This window comes from Pseudomonas sp. ICMP 3272 (genome assembly GCF_001466905.1).
Taxonomy (GTDB): Bacteria; Pseudomonadota; Gammaproteobacteria; order Pseudomonadales; family Pseudomonadaceae; genus Aquipseudomonas; species Aquipseudomonas amygdali.
Genome location: NZ_LKEK01000064.1, coordinates 103,602 through 126,429 on the forward strand (window position 1 = coordinate 103,602; position 22,828 = coordinate 126,429).

20 protein-coding genes are annotated in these 22,828 nt (G+C 59.9%); 14 read left to right on the top strand and 6 right to left on the bottom strand.

Features of this window, described 5'->3' with window-relative positions; all coding sequences use genetic code 11:
* From AO068_RS18195 to AO068_RS18220, 6 genes are read left to right on the top strand one after another with little or no spacing between them, the layout of a single operon-like run.
* Nucleotides 1-1,314, top strand: a complete 1,314-nt coding sequence (locus tag AO068_RS18195; RefSeq protein WP_058409060.1) for a cellulase family glycosylhydrolase — start codon at nucleotides 1-3, stop codon at nucleotides 1,312-1,314.
* A gap of 2 nt (nucleotides 1,315-1,316) precedes the next feature.
* Nucleotides 1,317-2,534, top strand: a complete 1,218-nt coding sequence (locus AO068_RS18200) for a glycosyltransferase family 4 protein (RefSeq protein WP_058401580.1) — start codon at nucleotides 1,317-1,319, stop codon at nucleotides 2,532-2,534.
* The gene (locus AO068_RS18205; RefSeq protein ID WP_058401579.1) at nucleotides 2,525-3,625 is read left to right on the top strand and encodes a glycosyltransferase family 4 protein; all 1,101 of its coding nucleotides are present in this window, start codon (nucleotides 2,525-2,527) and stop codon (nucleotides 3,623-3,625) included. Before AO068_RS18200 ends, AO068_RS18205 begins: the two co-directional genes overlap by 10 nt.
* Nucleotides 3,625-5,040 (top strand): O-antigen ligase family protein, encoded by a 1,416-nt coding sequence (locus AO068_RS18210; protein ID WP_058401578.1) that lies wholly within the window; start codon nucleotides 3,625-3,627, stop codon nucleotides 5,038-5,040. The genes AO068_RS18205 and AO068_RS18210 overlap by 1 nt, the downstream gene beginning before the upstream one ends.
* Entirely contained in the window at nucleotides 5,037-5,858 is an 822-nt protein-coding gene (locus tag AO068_RS18215; RefSeq protein WP_005732638.1) for an acyltransferase, read from the top strand. Before AO068_RS18210 ends, AO068_RS18215 begins: the two co-directional genes overlap by 4 nt.
* A 15-nt stretch (nucleotides 5,859-5,873) precedes the next feature.
* Nucleotides 5,874-7,289, top strand: a complete 1,416-nt coding sequence (locus AO068_RS18220) for a lipid II flippase MurJ (RefSeq protein ID WP_058401577.1) — start codon at nucleotides 5,874-5,876, stop codon at nucleotides 7,287-7,289.
* On the opposite strand, the gene AO068_RS18225 is transcribed toward AO068_RS18220, so the two are convergent.
* The gene (locus AO068_RS18225; protein WP_016982106.1) at nucleotides 7,223-8,176 is read right to left on the bottom strand and encodes a LysR family transcriptional regulator; all 954 of its coding nucleotides are present in this window, start codon (nucleotides 8,174-8,176) and stop codon (nucleotides 7,223-7,225) included. The two genes, AO068_RS18220 and AO068_RS18225, sit on opposite strands and share 67 nt — an antisense overlap.
* 128 nt (nucleotides 8,177-8,304) lie before the next feature.
* Here AO068_RS18225 and AO068_RS18230 point away from each other — a divergent pair, with 128 nt between their 5' ends.
* From AO068_RS18230 to AO068_RS29035, 6 genes are all read left to right on the top strand, one after another.
* On the top strand, nucleotides 8,305-9,465 hold the full coding sequence (locus AO068_RS18230) for a TDT family transporter (protein ID WP_058401576.1): 1,161 nt from the start codon (nucleotides 8,305-8,307) through the stop codon (nucleotides 9,463-9,465).
* Nucleotides 9,466-9,530: 65 nt separating this feature from the next.
* Entirely contained in the window at nucleotides 9,531-10,448 is a 918-nt protein-coding gene (locus AO068_RS18235; protein ID WP_058409061.1) for a hypothetical protein, read from the top strand.
* An 83-nt stretch (nucleotides 10,449-10,531) separates the two neighbouring features.
* Nucleotides 10,532-10,858, top strand: coding sequence for a DUF7693 family protein (locus AO068_RS18240; RefSeq protein ID WP_058401617.1), 327 nt, complete (start codon nucleotides 10,532-10,534; stop codon nucleotides 10,856-10,858).
* 1,842 nt (nucleotides 10,859-12,700) lie between these two features.
* Nucleotides 12,701-13,918 (top strand): aldose 1-epimerase family protein, encoded by a 1,218-nt coding sequence (locus AO068_RS18245; RefSeq protein WP_058400980.1) that lies wholly within the window; start codon nucleotides 12,701-12,703, stop codon nucleotides 13,916-13,918.
* Between the two features lie 159 nt (nucleotides 13,919-14,077).
* Complete coding sequence (locus tag AO068_RS18250) at nucleotides 14,078-14,755, top strand: type 1 glutamine amidotransferase domain-containing protein (RefSeq protein WP_058409062.1); 678 nt, start codon at nucleotides 14,078-14,080, stop codon at nucleotides 14,753-14,755.
* 118 nt (nucleotides 14,756-14,873) lie between these two features.
* Nucleotides 14,874-15,023, top strand: coding sequence for a hypothetical protein (locus AO068_RS29035; protein ID WP_058428163.1), 150 nt, complete (start codon nucleotides 14,874-14,876; stop codon nucleotides 15,021-15,023).
* 7 nt (nucleotides 15,024-15,030) lie between these two features.
* Here AO068_RS29035 and AO068_RS18255 read toward each other — a convergent pair whose 3' ends face one another.
* From AO068_RS18255 to AO068_RS18265, 3 genes are all read right to left on the bottom strand, one after another.
* Nucleotides 15,031-15,966, bottom strand: a complete 936-nt coding sequence (locus AO068_RS18255) for a LysR family transcriptional regulator (protein ID WP_058409063.1) — start codon at nucleotides 15,964-15,966, stop codon at nucleotides 15,031-15,033.
* 68 nt (nucleotides 15,967-16,034) lie between these two features.
* Complete coding sequence (locus tag AO068_RS18260) at nucleotides 16,035-17,261, bottom strand: cyanate transporter (RefSeq protein ID WP_058409064.1); 1,227 nt, start codon at nucleotides 17,259-17,261, stop codon at nucleotides 16,035-16,037.
* 112 nt (nucleotides 17,262-17,373) lie between these two features.
* Nucleotides 17,374-18,471: an MBL fold metallo-hydrolase gene (locus tag AO068_RS18265; protein WP_044323058.1), complete on the bottom strand. Its 1,098-nt coding sequence runs from the start codon at nucleotides 18,469-18,471 to the stop codon at nucleotides 17,374-17,376.
* 194 nt (nucleotides 18,472-18,665) lie between these two features.
* Between AO068_RS18265 and AO068_RS18270 the strand changes: the two genes are divergently transcribed.
* Nucleotides 18,666-19,280, top strand: a complete 615-nt coding sequence (locus AO068_RS18270) for a TetR/AcrR family transcriptional regulator (protein WP_005754529.1) — start codon at nucleotides 18,666-18,668, stop codon at nucleotides 19,278-19,280.
* An 18-nt stretch (nucleotides 19,281-19,298) separates the two neighbouring features.
* Here the strand turns inward: AO068_RS18270 and fahA are convergent, their stop codons facing one another.
* Both fahA and hmgA read right to left on the bottom strand, forming a co-directional pair.
* Entirely contained in the window at nucleotides 19,299-20,594 is a 1,296-nt protein-coding gene (gene fahA, locus AO068_RS18275) for a fumarylacetoacetase (RefSeq protein ID WP_058409065.1), read from the bottom strand.
* A complete protein-coding gene (hmgA, locus tag AO068_RS18280) occupies nucleotides 20,591-21,898 on the bottom strand; it encodes a homogentisate 1,2-dioxygenase (RefSeq protein WP_058409066.1) in 1,308 nt (435 codons plus the stop codon). Before hmgA ends, fahA begins: the two co-directional genes overlap by 4 nt.
* 138 nt (nucleotides 21,899-22,036) lie before the next feature.
* Between hmgA and AO068_RS18285 the strand changes: the two genes are divergently transcribed.
* Complete coding sequence (locus AO068_RS18285) at nucleotides 22,037-22,828, top strand: IclR family transcriptional regulator (RefSeq protein ID WP_058400975.1); 792 nt, start codon at nucleotides 22,037-22,039, stop codon at nucleotides 22,826-22,828.

Sequence of the window (22,828 nt, forward strand, 5' to 3'; positions counted from 1 at the left end):
ATGCAGCGTCCATCCAGATTCCGGCAAATCGTCGCGAGCGCACTGCTCAGCGCAGCAATGTGCGGCGTGGCCCACGCGGCAACGGTCCTCAAGGCACCTCGCGAGGTGGTCTGGGCGGACTTTCTGGGCGTCAATGTGCAGTTTCAGTATTTTGCGCCTGACATCTATCAACAACAGATGAGCCGCCTGGACGAACTGGGCCTCAACTGGGTGCGCCTGACCATTCACTGGCCGGTGATCGAACCGAAAAAGGATAGCTACGCCCTGACCGAGCTGGATGCCGCCATGGCTGCAATCAAGGCGCACAACTACAACACGGTGGCTTATCTGGTGGGCTCGGCGCCTTTCGCCAGCAGTGCGTCGGCCGGTGCGAAAAGCCGCGATCAGTATCCGCCCACGGATTTCAACGTATTTGCCGCACGCATGACCGCCCTGGCCCAGCGCTATCCGCAGGTCAACAACTGGCAGGTCTGGAACGAGCCGAACATTGTCTGGCTGCCCAAGGAGGACCCTACCGCCTATGGACGCCTGCTGACCACCACTGCCAACGCGATTCGCGCCGCCCTGCCGGACAAGACCATCGTCACTGCGGGCATGGCCTATTACAGTCAGATGCACAGTACCTCTGGCTACATGCTACAGACCCTGCTCGATAATGGCCTGGGCCAGCAGAATATCGTGGCGGCATACCACCCATATTCCGAGTACCCCGAAGGCGATTCGCTACCGGACCGCGATTTTCTGGTGCGCGCCAATGCCATGAACCAGTTGCTGCACAGCAATGGCGTCAAACAGGTGTGGGCCACTGAATGGGGCTGGTCAAGCTATGCAGGCCCGGTCGAGATGCAACATCTGATTGGCACTTCAGGTCAGGCCGACTATACCCTGCGGCGTCTGGCGCTGATGAGTGCGATGGATTTCCAGCGCATCTTCCTGTTCAATCTCAGCGATCTGGATGAGCGCGCCTCGGCCCGCGATCAGGGTTACGGCCTGCTTGACCTGCAAGCCAGCCCCAAACCGGTCTACACCGCACTGCAGAATTTTCTGAAGATCACCGGCCCGCGCCTGCAACCCGCCGAACCGCCGGCAGTGAGCCGAGTACCGGACGATCTGTACGCAGTGCCGTGGACCCGTGAAGATGGCACTCATCTGCTGATGTTCTGGAGTGCGACCGGCACCTCGTTGAACTTCCCGAATATCACCGACGCGGTCGTGCATGATCCACTGAGTGGCAGCCGCACCCCATTGTCCGCAAGCCAGGGCGTCACTCTGCTGCTGAAGCCGACTCTGCAAATTCTGGAATGGAAGCCCTGAGTATGCGAATTCTATGGACGCTCCCTTACCTGCCCTGGCCTACCACCAGTGGCGGCAAAACCCGGGAATACCATTTGCTGCGCAATCTGGCAGCGCGCGGCCATCGCATCACCCTGCTGGTGCAGTCCAAGAACGCGCTGGACGACAGCGCTCGTTCGGCACTGGAACCCTGGCTGGAGCGCTTGATCGTGATCGATCGACGCCCGCTGTTAAGCCTGCGCACGTTGCTGGCCGTGGCGTTTGCACCTGCGCCGATGCTCGCCAGCGTCAACGGCTACGCCCCGAAACTGGAAAAAGTCTTCGAGCAATTGCTTGAAGAGGACTGGGACATCATCCAGTTGCAGCACACCTATTTCTTTCAGCCATTCGAACGCCTACTCAAGCGCTCGGGCAAACCGTTCGTGCTGACCGAACATAATGTTGAATCAGACCTTGGCGCCGCCAGTTACGACCGTCTGCCACGCTGGGCCAATGCCTTCGCCGTGTACGACCGCTGGCGCTACCGGCGCTGGGAAACCCGGGTATTTCGCCAGACCGGCGAGTTGATCGCGGTCACCGAAGACGACGCCAAAGTACTTTCGCGTTTGAGCGGCAGGGCCACGTCCTATGTCGTCAACAGTGTCGACTGCGCTTACTACGCCAGCGTTCATGCGGACCGTAACAGCCATCGCCTGCTGTTCATCGGCAACTACGAATACGGCCCCAATATAGATGCCATCGAGTGGGCACTGGACGAAATCATGCCACTGGTCTGGGCTCAGGCACCCGATGTGCGTTTTGCCATCGGCGGCTTCGGTTTGCCTGAAGCCTGGCGTGAACGCTGGCCTGACCCGCGTATCGAATGGCTGGGTTTCGTACCTGACCTGCGCGTCTTGCAGGCCAGTGCCTCAATGTTCTTCGCGCCCCTGCGCCAGGGCGGCGGCTCCAAGCTCAAGACGCTGGAAGCCATGGCCGCCGGCCTGCCGGTGGTCACCACCGCGCAAGGCGTTTCCGGGTTGTCGGTCACTAATGGCGAACATTACCTGGGCAGCGAAGACGCGTCCGGGCTGGCAACGCTGATCGTTGAATACACCGATAAACCATTACGGCTCGACCAGATTGGCGAAGCCGGCCGCGTTTATGTGCGTGCCCGGCACGACTGGTCCGTTTCGGCCGCCCAGCTGGAAGTGATCTACACCCGCTTTTCGCTCCCCAAGCAAGGATCGCGCTCATGCGTATAGGACTCGACTACCGCGCGGCAGCCGGTTACCCCATCAGCGGCATCGGTCGCCAGAATTTCGCGCTGGAACAGGCGTTTCGTGAGCATCCGGACGTGCAATTGCAGCTGTTCGGCGTAGCACCCTACGATCATCCGGTACGCCGCTTGATGCACACCCCACGCTGGGCCGCACCGCTGGACTCGGTGCATCGCCTGCCGGATCGCTTGCGCTTCGAAGGCATTTTCCTGCCGGGTGCCCTGCGTGATGCCGGGGTGCAGATCTACTTCGCCAACATCAACATGGGCCTGCCGCTGGGGCGCAAACCGGCTGACATGCGCTACGTGTTACAACTGCACGATCTGTTTCAGATCACTGAACACAACAGCCACGGCTCGCGACTGAAAGCCAGGATCTACCGGCTGACCGACTACCTGTCGATTGCCTGGTCGCTGAAAGTGGCCGACCAGATCTGGGTGCCGTCGCAATTCACTGCCAACGAAGTCGCGCGCCTGTTTCCCAGGGTCAAAGGCAAGCTGCGCGTGGTGCCGTTGCTGGTAGAAGGTTTCAAGGGTGAACCTGCTGATATCAGCCAACTGCGACTGCCCCTGCGTTACTGGCTGTGCGTGGGCACACGCGAACCGCGCAAGAACATCAAGTGGTTCGTGGATGCCTGGCAGACCGCACGCATGCAATTTGTCGACACCCCGGAACTGGTACTGGTCGGTGGCGACGATCCGCTGACCGAAGCCCAGCGCCAGTTACCGGGCCTGCACGTGCTCAGCGGCCTCAGCGATGCCGAACTGCATGCTGTCTACCAAAATGCCGAGCGACTCTGGCAGCCGTCCAGAAGCGAAGGCTTCGGGCTACCGGTGATCGAAGCACTGAACACAGGCACGCCGGTTGCCGTGGCCACAGGCTCTTCGCTGGATGAAATCGCCCCACCCGACAGCCCGCGCTTTTCACCTGTCGACAGTGGCAACCTGATCAGGCTGATGGGCACGTTGTCGCATGCGCCCGAAGAAGATCCCGCAGTTGCCAGGGAATGGACAGAGCGCTATCAGTTGAAAGCCTTTTGCGAACGCGTACACGCGACGCTGGAGGAATTGCGCTGATGCCACTGGCCTTACCCCTGGGGCTGATGTTCAGCCTGATATTCGGTGTGATGATCTGCATGCTGCCTGCACAATTCGTCGTGGCGGCAGCAATCGGTCTGGCGGCGGCGGCCACCATCATTCGCCGCCCGGTACGCGGGCTCGTGCTGTTCTGCCTGATCGGGACCTTCCTGCCCTACTCTACAATTCAGATTGGCGTTCGTACTACGGTGTCCGAAGCGCTGATCATGCTGACCTGGGCCAGCTACCTGCTGCACGCAGTCTTTCAGGAACGCAACACGGTGCCCAAAATGCTGAGCACCGAAAAACTGCTGGTGGCATTGATGCTGTTCAGTGCGTTCCCGTTTCTGGTCGGCCAGTTGACCGTGGTCGCCGACGGCAACGGCCCGATCAACTGGGTTCGCTGGCTGTTCAACCTGTCTATCCTGTTTCTGGTACCGCGCTTGCTGACCGACCTCAAGACCCTGGAAAAGGCGGTCATGGCGCTGCTCGGCGGGACTTTGCTGCTGTTATTGCTATCGATCACGGTGTATGTGACCAAAGGCTCGGCAACTGCCATCATCCCGATCCTCGGTAGCCTGGGCTACAGCGGTGCAGACATCTTGAGCGAGAGCCTGCTTTCGCTTGCCAGCCGCATGGGCTCGCCGTGGATGCACCCCAACGTGGCGGGCGGTGCTCTGGCCATGTTGCTGCCGCTGGCGTTCTGCTTCGGCATGACGCGCACCGGCTCGGCGCGCAGGCTGGGCCTTACGGTGGCGGCACTGGGTGCCATCGGTCTGTTGCTGACCGGCTCACGCGGCGCGCTGCTGAGCCTGATCGCCGTGATGCTGTTGATGGCCAGGCGACGCATTCCGCATCTGGGACGGCTGTTGATGGGCGGGCTGGTCGCCGGTATTTTCCTGCTGGCGTTCTACCCGCCGCTGCAGGACCGACTGATGGGGTTGTTCACCTCCGACGACGCCAGTACCGCGATTCGCTTCCTGGAATACAGTAATTTTCCCGACGCAGTCGCCACCTTCCCGTTCGGTATCGGCTTCAAGGTCGACCCACCGGTACTGGGCTATACAAAGTTCGGCATTTCCAACCTGTGGCTGAACTTCATCTACAAGATCGGCCTGCCAGGCATGTTGCTGTTTATCGCCGTGACCATCAGTTGGTGGAAAGAAGTTCGCCCAGGCAGCGACCGGGTAGTGCTGACTCGGGAAAACGCCATTGCGCTGGGCTGCACCACGGGTGTTCTATCCGCACTGTTCAGCGGCCTGTTTGACCACTACTTCAGTTTCACCAGCGTGCTGGTTGCCTTGTTCTGGCTATTTGTCGGCATCAGCCTGCACGAAACCAGACGCCTGCGTGCCAGGGCCGAAACGACTCCTCAACACCCTGACGCCTCACCCGAGCCGGGAGCCTCCTCATGAAACACCGCATGATGCATTCTCATAATCTCAGAGAGGCACTGCCCGACTACGCGCGCAAGATGGCGGTGCCGCTCGAAGAGCTGGAAGCCGCCTACCAGTGGATGCTGGACAACGAAGTGTGCTTCGAAACACGTATCAAGGATCGAACCCTGTCGTTCATCTGCTACTTGAATATCGAACCAAGAATCGAAAACCCGCTGGCGCGGCGCTTCTACAAACTGCTGTCCAGCGAAACCCTGGGTGCGCTGATTCCTTTGTACGGAATCAACTGGCCGACCCTGCGTGACCGCATGTTGCGGACCTGGGAACAGGCTTACAACATCCTGATCTGCAAGATCCCCAGCCATACCTTGCGTCTGCTGTGGTTACGCATCGGCGGTGCGAAAATCGGCAAGGGTTCGACTGTGTGGCGCAATACCGAGGTGCTGGGTGTCGACAGCCTGCGCATCGGCAACGACACCACCGTGGGCTGGCATTGCCAGCTTGACGCCCGTGGCGGGCTGGTGATTGGCGATCACGTCACCATCGCTTCACACGTACTGATTATCGCGGGTGGGCACGACCTCGCCGAGCCCGAGTTCTGGGCGGTCGGCGGACCGGTGTTTATCGGTGACTACGCATGGATCTGCAGCCGCGCGTTGCTCTCGTTCGGTGCAGACATCGGCGAAGGCGCGGTAGTGGGCGGCAACAGCGTGGTGTCCAAACCTGTCGCGCCCTATGCGATCGTCAGCGGGCCGAATGCCGAGGTCAAGGGTGAACGCGCCCGCGGCCTCAACTACAAGGTGGGCGGCAAAGGCCTGTTCACCCTGTTTCACTGATCGGCAGGGCGCGCGATGCTGGGCTCGACACTTTGGCTGACACTGGCCACCCTCACCGGCCTGGCAGCCGGTTTTGCCCGTGAATGGCTGTTGGTAGCAGCCTGGGGTGCCGGCAGTCAGAGCGATGCCTTTCTGGTCTCGATGTTTTTGCCCGAAGCGCTGCGCATGTCACTGGCCGCGGGGCTGCTCAGCGCTGCCGCCCTGCCCCTTTATCAGCAACGTCCGGCTGACCGGCAACAACGCTGGCTGGGCGGCATGGCACCGCGTTTGTTATTGACCGGGGTGGCATTGAGCGCAGTGCTGGCGATCGGTGCCGGGTTTCTGGTGCGTCTTATCGGTCCGGGGCTGGACGCCGACGGCTATGCACAGGCAGCCAGCGGCCTGCGCTGGCTGGCCTGGTGCGCACCCGGCTTCATGCTTCACGCGCTGTTCTGCGTACCTTTGCAGGCCCGTTCGCGCTTCGTACTGGCCGGGCTCGGCTCGCTGCTGTTCAACCTGCCGCCGGTCATCTACCTCGCCACGTTCAGCCACGCCGCAACGTCGACCGGGCTGGCCAGCGCGTGCGTACTGGGCAGCGTGCTGATGCCGGGCGTGTTGTTGCCTGCCTTGTATCGTTCGGGATGGCGACCCTGGCAGTGGCAATCGGAAGCCGGTGCCATGCGCGAACTGCTGCAACGCATCGGTCCACTGCTGAGCAGCAACCTGGCCAGCCAGGGCCTTGCCTTGCTCGAGCGAATGGTCGCGTCGTTGCTCGGTGAAGGCGCGGTAACCTGGGTCAATCTGGCGCGTAAACTGATCAACCTGCCGCTTATTGCATTGATGAGCCTGAACCAGGTACTGCTCGGGCTGATGAGCGGCAGCGCGGGCGAGCAGCGTTTGTCGCTACTCAGACGCGGGCTGGGCAGCGCCACATTACTGACCCTGCCGGCCGTAGCCGGGCTGATCGGTGCGGCCGGTGCGCTGGTGACCCTGTTGCTGCCCAATCAGAGCCATGAGGGTCCGCTACCGGAGCTGCTGGCCTGGTTTGCCGTGCCGCTGATGTTTGGTGCCTGGAACGCCTTGCTGGCGCGCTACGCCTACGCCGCCGGTGACACTCGCCTGCCGCTCAACTGCGAGTTGATCGGCAGTCTGTGTAACGCGCTGCTGCTGGCGACGCTGCCCTTTGTCTTCGGACTGACCGGTATCGCCATCGCGGCGCTGGGCGGCGCGCTGGTCACAGGCGTGCTGCTGATGCGCCGTCAGGCGTTGCTCGGCGTTTTGCCGTGGCGCAGTCACTGGCTGCTGGCCAGCCTGCTGATGATCTTCGCCGCCCTGCTCCTGCACCCGCTTCACGACACCTGGCTGCAATTAGGCCTGAGCTGTGTTTACGGCGCTTTGCTGCTGCTCGGGCTGGCGTTGTGGCTCAAACCATGGCGCAACGTGCCTGCCTGATCGGCAGACTGCCGACAGGCCTCCCTGAACCGCTCCAGGCTCGGTGAGACGAACTTGTCGCGGTGAGTGATCATGAAGAACCGACGATTGAGCGGCGGCAGCGGGCTGGCGAGTGTGCGCAACTGCCCGCTCAGCAGCAGATCGGCGACGATACGCCGGGACAGACAACTGATGCCAATGCCTTGAGCAAGGGTGCGCATTATCGCTTCCGAACTGCCTACCTGGCGCATGTCCTGCAGATCGTGCAAATGCCTGAGCAACAAGTGCTCGACCTCCTCCCGGGTCCCCGAACCCTGCTCACGCAACAGCCATTCAGCGTTTTGCAGCTCCCCCAGTGAAACCTGCTGTTGCCGCGCCAACGGATGAGCGCTGCCGGCAACAATGACCATTTCATCGACCAGCCACGGCTCAGCGATCAGCTCTGGCAGATGGCACGGTGCCTCGATGAGGCCCATATCGATTTCAAACTGCGCGACCTTGCGAGCAATCAGTGTGCTGTTGCCGATGTCCACATCGACTCGCAGCAGAGGCGTCGAACTGCGCAGTGCGCCGACTATCTGCGGCACGACGTAATTGCCAATGGTGCTGCTACTGCCGATTCGCAGGCGAGCATTCAAGGTCGCGCCCGGCAATAGAAAGCTGTCTTCGATCTGCTGGGCGTTTTCCAGCATCTTCATGGCACGTGGCAGCAATGTCTGGCCGTTATCGTTGAGGACCAGCCGCTTGCCCACCCGGTCGAACAGCCGGGTGCCCAGCGCACTTTCCAGCTCGTTCAATGCCGCACTGGTAGCCGACTGGGACAAAGACAAGGCATGACCCGCGCTGGTGGTACTGCCACAGCGGGTGATTGCGCAAAAAATCTGTAATTGACGCAGGTTGAGTCTCAAGACTGAACTCCGTAGCCGGGCAAACCTACCTGAAAATCAGGTAACAAGAAGATAGATTACCCGTTTATAAGATTTTCTGTGACTGCGTAGACTGAAACCTGTTCCCCATTCAGCAGCAGGATACGGCCATGAGCAGGTTCGCTATTATCAACAAGGGCAACGCGCCTCTCGCAGCGCTGACGAGCCCGCTGGAGGCCGTTCGACAGTTCACCCCCAACTGGTTCGCAGTGACCATGGGCACCGGAATTTTGTCACTGGCGCTGGCGCAACTGCCGGGGGACATTGCTGCATTGCGCCCGCTGGGTGAAGCGTTATGGTTCCTGAACATAGGCCTGTTCGCCCTCTTCAGCGTCATGTATGCCAGCCGCTGGCTGCTGTTTTTCGACGAGGCGCGTCAGGTGTTCGGGCACTCCACCGTATCGATGTTCTTCGGCACCATTCCCATGGGGCTGGCAACTGTCATCAGCGGCCTGCTGGTGTATGGTCCGGCGCGCTGGGGTACTGCCATCGTGCCGCTGGCCGAAGCATTGTGGTGGCTGGATGTAGCAATGGCCCTGGCGTGTGGCGTGCTGATTCCGTTCATGATGTTTACCCGTCAGGAACACAGTATCGAGAAGATGACCGCTGTCTGGCTGTTGCCCGTGGTGGCAGCAGAAGTTGCAGCAGCCTGCGGCGGACTGCTGACCCCGCACCTCGCAGCCGCTGATTCGCAGTTCACCGTGCTGATCACCAGCTACGTGTTGTGGGCCTACTCGGTACCGGTGGCATTGAGCATTCTGGTGATTCTGCTGTTGCGTCTGGCATTGCACAAACTGCCTCATGAAAGCATGGCGGCGTCGAGCTGGCTGGCACTCGGCCCTATCGGCACAGGCGCATTGGGCATGCTGGTGATGGGCAACGAGGCCCCGGCCATCTTTGCCGCCCACGGCCTGGCGTCGCTCGGCACGGTGGTGGCTGGAATCGGTGTGATGGTCGGTACGCTGTTCTGGGGGCTGGGGCTGTGGTGGATGGCGCTGGCGGTATTGATCACCGCGCGTTACTTCAAGCAGGGTATCGAATTCAATCTGGGCTGGTGGGCATTTACCTTCCCGCTCGGCGTGTATGCGCTGGCGACGCTCAAACTCGGCGCTACCCTGCACCTGAGCTTTTTCGACGTGTTTGGTACCGGGCTCGTCGCGCTGCTGGCACTGATGTGGTCGGTGGTGTCGGCACGTACTCTGGCAGGCGCCTACCGGGGGCATCTGTTCGTCTCGCCGTGCATCGCTTCGAGCCAATGTGTCCGCCGGTAATTTGCCTTGAACTAACCTCGCGGACGAAGCGCCTGAGAGAAACATCTTCAGGACAGAGAGCACTCATGCATACCTCAGAATTTTCCGGTAACTACGGCGCTCGCGATGAAAACATCGTTATAAATTCGTATACCACGGTGTTGCGCAGGAACGGCGTTCCCAATGACCTGTTCGCCACCTACTGGCGCGATGTTCACGGCCCTCTGTGCGCGAGGCTTGAGGGCCTTGGCTGGTATGTGCAGCATCACTTGACGCGTGAAAAGGATGGTCATTTGTGGCCGCTGATCGAAGGCGTCACGCCACTGCCGGGCTACGTGCTGGATGGCGGTGTGGAGATCGGCTTTCTATCCGCCGAAAGTCAGCAACAATTCAAGGATGCCAGCGCTCTGCTGTTCTCCGACGAGCAGAACATGTTTGAGCAAACCATTGCTTACGACGTGCCGGATGGCTCCAGCACACTGGTGGACCGACTGCCCGATCCGATCCCCAATGAAACAGCCACGCTGGACAAAATGCACCTGCATTTCCATCTCGCCAGCGATGACCTGCCCGCCGCCCGCAAGGCCATTGAAAAGCTCGCCAGTGAAATGGCCGCTGCCGATGCCGTACTCAAACTGCGCCTGCACCTCGCGCAGCCCTACGACAACGCCCAGCCGGCACCGCCTGCGCCTGATGTTGATCACAAGGTCGAGGAATCACGCCTGAACATCATCATGATGGAACTGGTGTTCGAATCGGCCTGGGCCCGTCGAACCTATTACGCCAGCGAGCACTTCAAGGCCATCACTCAAGGCATCAGCGAGCACGTGCGTTACATCACTCCGTTTGGCGTCAGCGGTGTCTATACCTACGTGCGCGACGCAGTCATGACCACCGCAGGCATACGTGGCAGCAGGCAGGCCGAGTTGATCCGTCAGTTGGGCGCCATCAATCAGACCCGGCCCGAGATCGAAAGCCTGTTCGGCGCGGCGTCGACATCTTGAAAGACCGTTGAGCTGACCGTTATCTCATCCTGCATGATTCAGGAATCGTGCTTTACTCAGCAAAATGGAATTGGGTGAAGCCTGTGAAAGCTCTGACGACTCGTGAGGTGTATCAGCAAATGCGGGATGCTGCGATGGGCACACGGTCGCTGAAGCTTGTCGGTGCACCCTCCGGCTCCGGGCTGCAACAGGTCGACATCGATGGCTGGCTGCTGACGCTGGAAATAACCGATGGCAGCCCGACTCGCTGTCGTGCATGTTGCTGCCCGCTAGGTCGGGAAGGCTCGTTCGAAAGCTGGCTGCGTACCGACCCGGTCAGTTTGCTCAGTGGCTGGGAGCATGCGCAGATCGAGCGGTTGTTGGGTGAGGCGGCCGATCAGGTTCGGGCTCAGTCACCTGAGTCTCAATGACCGTTCCTGCAACGCCCCCGGTATTAATGGCTGGGTACCGCAGGTTCGAAAACGGGCGTCGGTCAATACAGCGTTGCGGGCCCATGCGCACTTGGGTCACTACACGTTTGGCAGAGGCACCTCTCGTTCCTCACGCTCCGCGTGGGAATGCAGTTCGTGACGCTCTGCGTCACACGGCGGTTCTGCGGCTTGAGGTGGATTGAGGTTCGACTCAGGTCACCTTTTCGCCCCTCGGCGACCTACTTTGATGGGGCCAAAGTAGGCAAATCCCCTCGCTCCTGTTTCCGGCCCGACTTCGTCGGGTTCCTTCGCCCTGACACTGATTCGGGGGTCGCCGCAACGGACCATCCATGGTCCGGTGCGGCTAGCCTGGCGTCCTGCCAGGCTACCCCCGGATCAGCGCCAGGACTCAGCCGTCACTAACGTCGCACTCTGCGTCGTCAGTGCCATCGCGGTCAAAAAAAAGCGCTTCAGGGCAGTTTGGCTAAAACCGACTCAGACACCACTGACCATCGTTCCAACGCTCCGCGTAGGAATGCAGTTCGTGACGCTCTGCGTCACACCGCGGTTCTGTTATTTCAGGTGGATTGAGGTTCGGCTCAGGTNGCTTGAGGTGGATTGAGGTTCGACTCAGGTCACCTTTTCGCCCCTCGGCGACCTACTTTGATGGGGCCAAAGTAGGCAAATCCCCTCGCTCCTGTTTCCGGCCCGACTTCGTCGGGTTCCTTCGCCCTGGCACTGATCCGGGGGTCGCCGCAACGGACCATCCATGGTCCGGTGCGGCTAGCCTGGCGTCCTGCCAGGCTACCCCCGGATCAGCGCCAGGACTCAGCCGTCACTAACGTCGCACTCTGCGTCGTCAGTGCCATCGCGGTGAAAAAAAAGCGCTTCAGGGCAGTTTGGCTAAAACCGACTCAGACACCACTGACCATCGTTCCAACGCTCCGCGTAGGAATGCAGTTCGTGACGCTCTGCGTCACACCGCGGTTCTGTTATTTCAGGTGGATTGAGGTTCGGCTCAGGTCACCTTTTCGCCCCTCGGCGACCTACTTTGATGGGGCCAAAGTAGGCAAACCCCCTCGCTCCTGTTTCCGGCCCGACTTCGTCGGGTTCCTTCGCCCTGGCAGGACGCCAGGCTACCCCCGGATCAGCGCCAGGACTCAGCCGTCACTAACGTCGCACTCTGCGTCGTCAGTGCCATCGCGGAAAAAAAAGCGCTTCAGGGCAGTTTGGCTAAAACCGACTCAGACACCACTGACCATCGTTCCAACGCTCCGCGTAGGAATGCAGTTCGTGACGCTCTGCGTCACACCGCGGTTCTGTTATTTCAGGTGGATTGAGGTTCGGCTCAGGTCACCTTTTCGCCCCTCGGCGACCTACTTTGATGGGGCCAAAGTAGGCAAATCCCCTCGCTCCTGTTTCCGGCCCGACTTCGTCGGGTTCCTTCGCCCTGACACTGATTCGGGGGTCGCCGCAACGGACCATCCATGGTCCGGTGCGGCTNACTGCGTCGTCAGTGCCATCGCGGTAAAAAAGCAATGCGCTGAGAGCGGCTGCTGTTTGACCATCGTTCCAACGCTCCGCGTAGGAATGCAGTTCGTGACGCTCTGCGTCACATGCCGGTTCTGTGGTGTAAGGTGAATTGGGGCTCGACTCAGGTCACCTTTTCGTCCCTCGGCGAGTTACTTCGATAACGTCGCACTCTGCGTCTTCAGTGCCATGTTGATTGAAAAGCACTTTGTCTGGAATCGGCCCATTGCTGAATCGATTAACTAGGCGTTAAATAGCTGCTCAAACGATAGGCAGCACCATAATTCCAATAATTACAGAAGGACCACCACCATGAAATCCCTTCCCCTGCTCGTAGGCCTCGGCGCCCTCACAGCCGCTTCCAGTGTGTTTGCCTGGGACTACGTGCTGCTCGACACCGACAAGGCTGCGCAGAATCAGCAGATCACCAGTCAGCAACTGGGCGTCAAGACCGACAAGCCGTTCACTGTCACGATGCGAACCCTGCACGGCGGTCGTCAGGAAGGCGTGAGCATCATCGATATCGACAACGGCACAATGAAGCTTTCTGTGGTGCCTACCCGCGGTATGAACGTGCTGCAGGCATCGGTGGGTGATGTACGCATGGGTTGGGATTCACCGGTCAAGGATGTGGTCAATCCGGCCTTCATCGAACTCAATGGCCGCGGCGGGTTGGGCTGGCTGGAGGGTTTCAACGAACTGGTGACCCGTTGCGGCTACGAGTGGGTGGGTCACCCGGGCATGGACAATGGCGAACTGCTGACCCTGCACGGCCGCGCTGCCAACATTCCGGCCAGCAAAGTGACGCTGCAGATCGACGAAAAGCCGCCTTACGCGATCCGCCTCAAGGGTGAGCTGAAGGAGCAGGCGTTCAAGAAGGTCGACTTTTCGGTGCAGACCGAACTGGTCACCGAGCCAGGCAGCACGAGCTTTTCGCTCAACGATACGCTGACCAACAATGGCGATTATCCGAAGGAATACCAGGCGCTGTACCACAGCAACTTCAGCACACCGTTCCTTGAGCAAGGGGCGCGCTTCGAAGCGCCGGTCAAGCAGGTTTCACCGTTCAACGAGAAGGCCAAGGGTGATCTGGGCGACTGGCAGACCTACCGTGCACCGACGCCGGATTATGACGAAACGGTCTACAACGTCGTGCCTTATGGCGATGCCAAGGGCGATACGCTGACCGTGCTGCACAACAAGGCAGGCAGCCTGGGTGTGTCGGTCGGTTTCAATACCAGGCAATTGCCGGTGTTTTCACTGTGGAAAAACACTGACACCAAAGGCCAGGGTTACGTGACCGGACTGGAACCGGGCACCAGCTTCTCCTACAACCGCCGCTTCCAGCGTCCGCTGAATCTGGTACCGACCATTGCGCCCAAAGAGCAACGTCAGTTCCAGATCAGCTACAGCCTGCTGGCTGACAAGGGCGCGGTCGACAAGGCGCTTGGCCAGGTCAAGAGCATTCAGGACGGTCGCGAGACTGAGGTGCGCAAAGAGCCGCTGGTGGACCTCAGCAAAGAGCAATGAACTGCAGGGCAATGATCAGCGGCTGAAGCAAGGCCGGGCTTTGACGTACCCACAACGTTGAAGTCCGGCCTTGAAACGTTATGGTCGTAAAATATTCTGACAACCCTTCAGGCTTTTGTGTGTCTACACACTCTCAACCCTTCAATGAAGAGCACGAATATGAAAATCCTGATGGTTTTGACATCCCATGACCAACTGGGCGACACCGGCAAGAAAACCGGCTTCTGGCTCGAAGAGTTCGCAGCGCCCTACTATGTGTTCAAGGATGCTGGTGCCGAGGTCACGTTGGTATCGCCTGCTGGCGGTCAGCCGCCGCTAGACCCGAAAAGCGACGAGCCTGATGCACAAACCCCGGAAACCGAGCGTTTCGCCAAAGATGCCGATGCCCAGAAAGTGCTGGCCAATACTGGCCTTCTGTCGGGCATAAACGCTGCGGATTTCGATGCAGTGTTCTACCCTGGCGGCCACGGTCCGCTGTGGGATCTGGCCGAAGACAAGCACTCGATCGCCCTGATAGAAGCATTCGCCAAGGCAGACAAGCCTCATGGTCTGGTGTGTCATGCGCCGGGCGTGCTGCGCCGCGTAAAAGCGTCGGACGGTCAGCCGCTGGTCAAGGGCCGCCGCGTCACCGGCTTCACCAATGGCGAAGAAGAGGCCGTTGGCCTGACCAATGTCGTGCCTTTCCTGGTTGAAGACACGCTCAAGGAACTGGGCGGTGACTACTCCAAGGGCGATGACTGGAGCGTCTACGTACTGACCGACGGCAAGCTGGTCACCGGACAAAACCCGGCCAGCTCCGCACAGGCTGCCAAAGACGTATTGACCCTGCTGAGCTGACACGTTTTTGCGGTTCGGGGCCGAAAAAGACTGCTCCGGACCGCGTGTCATATAAATCGAATCTTGCAGAACCTTCAGTGACCAACCAACAGATAGCCCAATAATCTGGAGTACGGTCATGGCAGATGAATCCAAACGCGAAGACCTCGATCACAAACCGGAAAACGCCGGTAAAGTGGGCGAGAAGAACAAACAGCTCAATCAACAGGGCGAGCAACCGCGGCCTGGTACTTCGCCAGACCCGCAGAAAGACAAGTCTGGCAACTGACCACGCGTCAGAGCAGACCGCGCTCGGCGCAGACCTTCACGACTTGCTCACGCAGCCAGCCACTGGCCTCGTCCTGATCGGCCTGAGCGCTCCACAGCATGTCCAGACTGAAACCAGGCAGATCCGGCGGCAGCTCGAACACGGCAATCCATGGCTCATTGCCCAGCAGGGTCTGAATGCGCCTTGGCAGCACCAGAATGAAATCTGTGCCCTCGAGCAATTGCAACGCCGCGCGGTAACTGTTCGCGCGCGCGACAATGTTGCGCTCCAGCCCCTGCCGTTGCAGCCAGCCATCGACCATGTTGGTGTCGGACGTCCATGGCGTCGGGTACACATGGCGATGCCCGATGAAGGTCTGAATGTCGATCAGGGCGCTGAGCGGCGCGAACCGGGCGTCCATGACGCAGACCAGATCATCTTCAAGCAACACTTGTGAAACCAAGCTGTCCGGGACTCGGTGAAAGCCCGGTCCGAAGCACAGGGCGAGGTCAAAACGACCGTCGTTCAATTGCTCGGCGGGCAACTGCTTCTCAAGCTTCTGCACATTGACCGTTACCGAAAAACCAGCGGCGACAAAGTCGCGCATCAAGTGCGGCAATACCAGCAGCTCGAAATACTCGGGGGCACATACCGTGAAGGTGGTTTGCATGCGGGTCGGATCAAACAGGCCCAGGCCGTCGTGACACAAGTTGACCGACTCGAGAATCTGCTGCACATGGGTGTGCATGGCCAATGCCTTGCGGGTCGGACGCATGCCATTGCGGGTGCAGATAAACAGATCGTCTTCGAAGTTGGCGCGCAGCTTTTTCAGGCAGTAGCTGACCGTTGACTGACTGACATGCAACGCATCTGCGACCAGGGTCAGGTTGCGCTGTTCATAAACCGAGACAAAGACCATCAGGTCCTGCATGTCCAGCTTTCTCAGGGCATTACTGTTGAGCATTGAGGCATCTCGCTGGCACTGCGACCGGACGATCAGGTCCACGCGAACAAGATAGCATCAAAATGCAATCATGCCGCCCCCTCGCCAATAATGACCGGTTTGACGCCGGCGCTGCGCAGGTGCTCAGCATAGCGTCGGGGATCGAGCCGCACCACCATCAACAGCATGATCGCGACCAACGCTATCAGTGACCACCATGCGCCTGCAAAGCTGCCCGTCAGGTCGCGGATTATTCCGGCAAACAGCGGCGACAGGCTGGCAATCAGGTAACCCACGCCCTGCACGAATGCGGTCAGGCCGCCTGCCTGCCGAGGATCATCGGCATGGTCCATCGACACAATCAGGCTCATCGGAAACAAACCGCCGATACCCAAGCCCAGCAAGCAGGTCCACAGCAGGCCCAGCCGCTGCGGCAGCAGAATCAGCCCGGTAAAACCGATCATCATCAACACCAGCAGCACCGCCAGCGCCACGCGTTTATCGCGACTGCGGTTGGCCAGCGCCGGAACCAGCAGACCCGATACGACCTCCATCAGGGTCAAAAAGCCCAGCAACAGCCCGGCATCCTGCTCGCTCCAGCCGTTCTCCAGATAATACGGCGCAAGCCAGGCCAGCACGCAGGTATAGGACGCAGTACCGAGGCCAAAGAAAACTCCCAGCATCCAGGCCCGAGGCATGTGGGAAAAAGCCTGCCGGGGCCCGGCAGCGCCTGAAGCGTCGACCTGCAACACGCGCCGCTGGGCGAACCAGAAGCACACTGCCAACAGCGCCAGAAGCGACCACACCGCCAGACCGACACGCCAGCTGCCGCTGCTGCTCATCACCAATGGGCTGAATGATGCGGCCAGAGCCGCTCCGCCCATGATCGCAGTCACATACAGGCCCATGCACAATGAGACGTTGACCTTGAAACGCGATTTGATCAATGCGGGCATCAGCGCCTGAATCAAGGCAATGCCGAGACCCGCCAGCACAGCGCTGAAAATCAGTTCGGCAGCAGAATCGAGAACCAGACGCGCCAGGGTTGCCAGGCCGATAAGCACCAGTGAAAGCAGGATGCTGCGATGCGTCCCCAGGTAACGCGCAATGCCGATGCCGAAAAACATCGCCAGCCCCATGGCCATGATCGGCAGCATGGTCAGTAACGACGCCATCCCGAAGCCCAGCGGCACCTCAAGACGAATCGCCGCAAGCAACGGACCGACCGCAGCCATCGATGGGCGCAGGTTTAGCGCCACCAGTACGATACTGACCATCAACCCCATATTCCGAACCGCCGAGCTACGCACCTGCATACCGTCACCATCACTTTTGATGGTCAGGATTAGGCCGGGCGCGTGCTCATATGACAAATCAAAATCTGGGTGCTGCTATTTAAAAATCAGTTCAGCAATGGCGCGGGCAGTTTCAGGCATTCTGCCGAGGGCATTTGCAGTTCGTTACGCGGCCGTGCTGCTCGGGCTCGGGTTCAGGCTCGGCAACTTCATCGACGCCCAGCCACCATGTCAAACCGCGACACGGGTATTGCACATAAAACGGCTGGCCCATCATCGGCGTGGTGATCGAGACATTCTGCTCCCAGGCCAGCGCCAGGATACGATCGAACGGTTCGTGCCAGGCGTGCATCGACAGGTCGAAGGTGCCGTTGTGAATCGGCAGCAACCAGCGACCACGCAGGTCCAGATGTGCCTGCAGCGTCTGCTCGGGTTGCATGTGCACATGCGGCCATTCGACGTTATAGGCCCCGGTTTCCATCAACGTCAGATCAAACGGCCCGTATTGCTCGCCGATGGTCTTGAAGCCATCAAAGTAGCCGCTGTCGCCACTGAAAAAGATCCGCTGATCGCCGTCGATCATCACCCAGGACGCCCACAGGGTGCGGTTGCTGTCGAGCAGCGTACGCCCGGAAAAATGCTGCGACGGCGTAGCGACAAACTCGATGCCCGCCACTTCGGTGGACTGCCACCAGTCCAGTTGGCGGACCTTGTGCGCGGGTACGCCCCATTCAATCAGCGTATCGCCCACACCAAGCGGTGCCAGAAAATGCTCGGTCTTGTCGGTCAGCGCCTTGATCGCCATACGATCCAGATGGTCGTAGTGGTTGTGCGAAAGGATCACCGCCTTGATCGGCGGCAACTCTTCGAGGCTGATCGGCGGCTGGTGAAAGCGCTGCGGCCCTGCCCACTGCACCGGCGACGCGCGCTCGGCAAACACGGGGTCGGTCAACCAGAACTGATCGCGCAATTTGAGCAGGACCGTCGAATGCCCGAGGCGGTACACCGTGTTGTTCGGCGCTGCCAGCAACTGCTGACGCGACAGCGGCTGTACCGGAATTTCGCCTGCGGGGCGCGTATCCTTGGGCTTATTGAATGCCTGATCCCAGAAAATGCGGAGTGTTCGCAGCAGACTCGCCGGTTTCATCGTCGCGTGGTTCCGATATCGCCCCTCATGACGGGACAGGACAGGCAGTGAAGAAGCATCCTTTTTCTGATGTGTCGAGGCCATGGTTTGCTGACTCCTGGGGACAGGTTGAGGCTCCAGCCGTGCATACTTTGTACGTGATCCCGTTGCAGGATGCGCGATGAAAAATATGTAACAGTGTTTTACACTACACGGTGTAGTTTTAAGCTTGCATGATCCTTGGCGACAAGTAAACTGCTGAGTGTAACTTTCTCTAAACGTCCGTTTGAAGCGAACCTATGACCGCACCCATGCGCCTCACCGATCAGAAACGCGAATCCATCGTCCAGGCAGCTATTGCCGAATTTGGCGATCGTGGTTTCGAGGTCACCAGCATGGACCGCATCGCTGCTCGGGCCGAGGTGTCCAAACGCACGGTCTACAACCATTTCCCCAGCAAGGAAGAACTGTTCGCCGAGATGCTGCAGCGTCTGTGGAACTGTGCTCCGCCACAATCGGAAGTGATTTATCACCCCAATGTCAGTCTGCGCGAGCAACTTCGAGACCTGCTGTGGGGCAAGATGCGCAACCTCACCAACAGTAATTTTCTCGACCTGGCGCGTGTCGTGGTGGGCGCGACCATTCACTCACCCGAGCGCGCTCAAGTGTGGATGGCCCGTATCAATGAGCGCGAAGAAACCTTCAGCGCGTGGATCCGGGCAGCCCAGAAAGGCGGTCGTCTGAAGCCGGTCGACCCCGGTTTTGCGGCGACGCAGATGCACGCGCTGCTCAAGTCGTTCGCATTCTGGCCACAGGTGACCTTCAATGCCGCACTGCTCAACCCTCAGGAGCAGAGTGATGTGGTCGAGTCGGCGCTGAACATGTTTCTGGGCTGGTACGAAGTGACTCCCTGACGCTTCTGATTCATTTTTTCAGTCGAGCACGACGCCCCGGCATTCGCCAAAGCCAATCGACACCTGCCCTTCCCGATGACAACGGGCACGCAGGATCACTTCGTCGCCGGCTTCCAGGAATATGCGCTTTTCACCGTTGGGCAACGCCACTGACTGCTTGCCGCCTGCGGTCATCTCCAGCAGGCTGCCGTGCTGACCTGCCTGAGGGCCGGAAAGCGTACCGGTGCCGAGCAGGTCGCCCGGTTGCAGCTTGCAGCCGTTGACGCTGTGGTGCGCGACCATCTGCGCCACGGTCCAGTACATGTTCAGCGAATTGCTCAGACCCAGCCGGTAAGGCTTCAACCCCTCGGCCTTCATCTGCGCGGTGAGCAGCAGCACTTCCAGTTCGATGTCCAGCGCGCCACCCTGCTGATCATTCTGATCAAGCAGGTACGGCAGCGGCTGAGGATCACCCTCCGGACGCGCTGGCTGAGCGCTGCGAAAGGGTATCAACGCTTCGGCGGTTACCACCCAGGGCGAGATCGTCGTGGCAAAACTCTTGGACAGAAACGGACCCAGCGGCTGGTATTCCCACGCTTGAATGTCACGCGCCGACCAGTCGTTGAGCAGGCAGAACCCGGCGATGTGCTCCGCGGCCCGGTCAATCGCGATGGCATCGCCCTGCGCATTCCCCGGCCCGATCCACACACCCAGCTCCAGTTCGTAATCCAGGCGTTTGCAGGGACCGAAAACCGGAACGTCCTGACCCGGCGCAAGGGTCTGCCCATTGGGCCGCCGGACCGGCGTACCGGATGTGCAGAGGGTCGATGCCCGGCCGTGGTAGCCAATCGGCACATATTTGTAGTTGGGCAGCAGCGGGTTGTCCGGACGGAACAGCTTGCCGACGTTCAGCGCATGATGAATACCGACGTAGAAGTCAGAATAATCACCTACTCGCGCCGGCATGTGCAGGCTGCACTCGCTCATCGGCAGCAGCAAACCTGCAACCGCCTGCACACTGTCACGTTGCGGGTTGTCCGCATCCAGCAGTTGCAACAATGCGCTGCGCAATGCCTGACGGGCTGGCGCGCCCAGCGCAAAAAAATCGTTGAGCTGATCGCGGCTGGCCACTTCGGCAGCCTCGGCGGCCTGCCCGTGAAAAAAACCCGCGGCTGTCGCTGCGCGCAGATCGACAATCAGATCGCCAATCGCCACGCCACCACGCGGTCCGGTAGCGCCGTGGCTGAACACGCCCAGCGGCAGGTTCTGCAACGGAAAATCAGCGTGCTCGTTGGCCGATGCCACCCAACTGCGACGATTAAGAGAACCAGTCATTGGCGCGGTTCCTTGTTGAATGTCCTGGTCATGTCGTTCCAGCAGGCATCGTAATCGGCTTGCAGTTGCGGGCAGCCAAGCGCGTGGCGGCTGGGGCGCAATACCTTGCCGGTCTCGAACATGAAGGCCATGGTGTTTTCGATTTTGTGCGGTTTCAGCTCGGCAGTAATGGCCTTTTCTGCCGTGACATTATCCGGACCGTGCGCGCTCATGCAGTTGTGCAGCGAGGCGCCCCCGGGCATGAAGCCTTCAGCCTTGGCGTCGTAGGCGCCATCGATCAGGCCCATGAATTCGTTCATCAGGTTGCGGTGGAACCATGGCGGGCGAAAGGTGTTTTCCGCCACCATCCAGCGCGGCGGGAAGATCACGAAATCGATATTGGCCTGGCCGTGGGTTGCCCCTGGTGAAGTCAGCACAGTGAAAATCGACGGGTCCGGGTGATCGTAACTGACCGTGCCGATGGTGTTGAAACGCCGCAGATCATACTTGTACGCAACGTTGTTGCCGTGCCAGCCCACCACATCAAAGGGTGAATGCTCCAGGTGTGTCGACCACAGTTCACCGAGGAACTTCTGCACCAGCTCCATCGGTTGCTGATTGTCCTCAAACCAGGCCACCGGCGTCAGAAAATCACGCGGGTTGGCCAGCCCGTTGCTGCCGATCGGGCCAAGCTCCGGAAGGCGCAAGGCGCACCCGTGGTTCTCGCAGATGTAACCACGGGCGCTGCTGTCGAGCAGTTGCACGCGAAACTTCATGCCTCGCGGCAGTACGGCGATTTCCAGCGGTTCGATGTCCAGCAGACCTAATTCGGTGATGATTCTGAGTCGCCCCTGTTGCGGCACAATCAACCATTCGCCATCGGCGCTGAAAAACGCACGCTGCATCGAAGTGTTGGCTGCGTATACGTAAACGCTCACACCGTCTGCCTGATCCGCCGCCGAGGTACTGGCCAAGGGGATCAGGCCGTCAATGAAATCGACAGGCTCGGCGGGGATATCGAAGGCGTTCCAGCGCAGCCGGTTGGGGTTGATCGGGCCCTGCTCCTGACCGGCGATCTGCCGACCCATGCGTTGGTAACGCGGATGGGCCGCCGAAGGTTTGATGCGATACAACCAGGTACGCCGGGCTTCGCTGCGCGCGACCGTGAAGGCAGTACCCGAGAACTGCTCGGCATACAGCCCCAGCGGGTGTTTCTGCGGAGAGTTCTGGCCAATCGGCAATGCTCCGGGCAGTGCCTCGCTGCTGAACTGGTTGCCAAAACCCGACTGATAAGCCAATGCGTCGGAACGGGAGTGAATAGCCATCTGGACCTCTTGTTGTTATGGGGTCGGGCAGAGACGGGTGAAACATCATTTAACGTAAAACGATTACGCATAACGTAATTTGAGTTTGCCAGCCGGTCAAGCTATAAAGCTGCCTTTCCCGATCGGCGCACAGCACCCATGACCCAGGACATCGAAAGCCCGACAGGCGGACGTCAGCAAAAGGTTCAGGCCGCCGAAGTTGGGCTGGGCGTGCTCAAGGCGCTGGCCGAACTGTCGCCCTCCACTTCCCTGTCGAAACTCGCCGAGCATCTGGGCATGCCTGCCAGCAAGGTTCATCGTTATCTACAGGCGCTGATTGCCAGTGGCTTTGCCGAACAGGATGCTGTCAACAATCACTACGAGCTGGGGCGCGAAGCGTTGCAGGTCGGGCTGGCCTCACTCGGCAAGCTGGATGTGCTGAAAGTATCGGCACCTTGGCTGGCCAGCCTGCGTGATGAATTGAACCAGACCTGCTTCCTGGCGGTATGGGGCAACAAAGGGCCGACCGTGGTGTATGTCGAAGCGTCGATGGGCGCAGTGACGCTGGTGACGCAGATCGGCTCGGTGCTGCCGTTGCTCGGCTCGTCTACCGGCCTGGTGTTCGACAGCTTTCTGAACGAGCGCGAAACCGCTGCGCTTCGCGAGCAGGAAATGCCTTTGCTGAGTGCCGACCAGTTGCGCGACGTCAAGCTGCATATCGAGCAGATCCGTACGACGGGCGTCCACCAGATTCAGGGCTTGCTGATGCCGGGCATAAACGCAGCCTCTTCGCCGCTGTTCGCCATGGGCAACAAGCTGGTAGGCGTGATCACCGTGGTTGGGCCGGGATCGGTGTTGAACGACGAGACGCAGAATCTGGCGGCCAGGCGGCTTTTGCAAACGGCGCAGGCCATCAGCGAGCGTATGGGCGGTAGCCGTCCGTCAGACTGA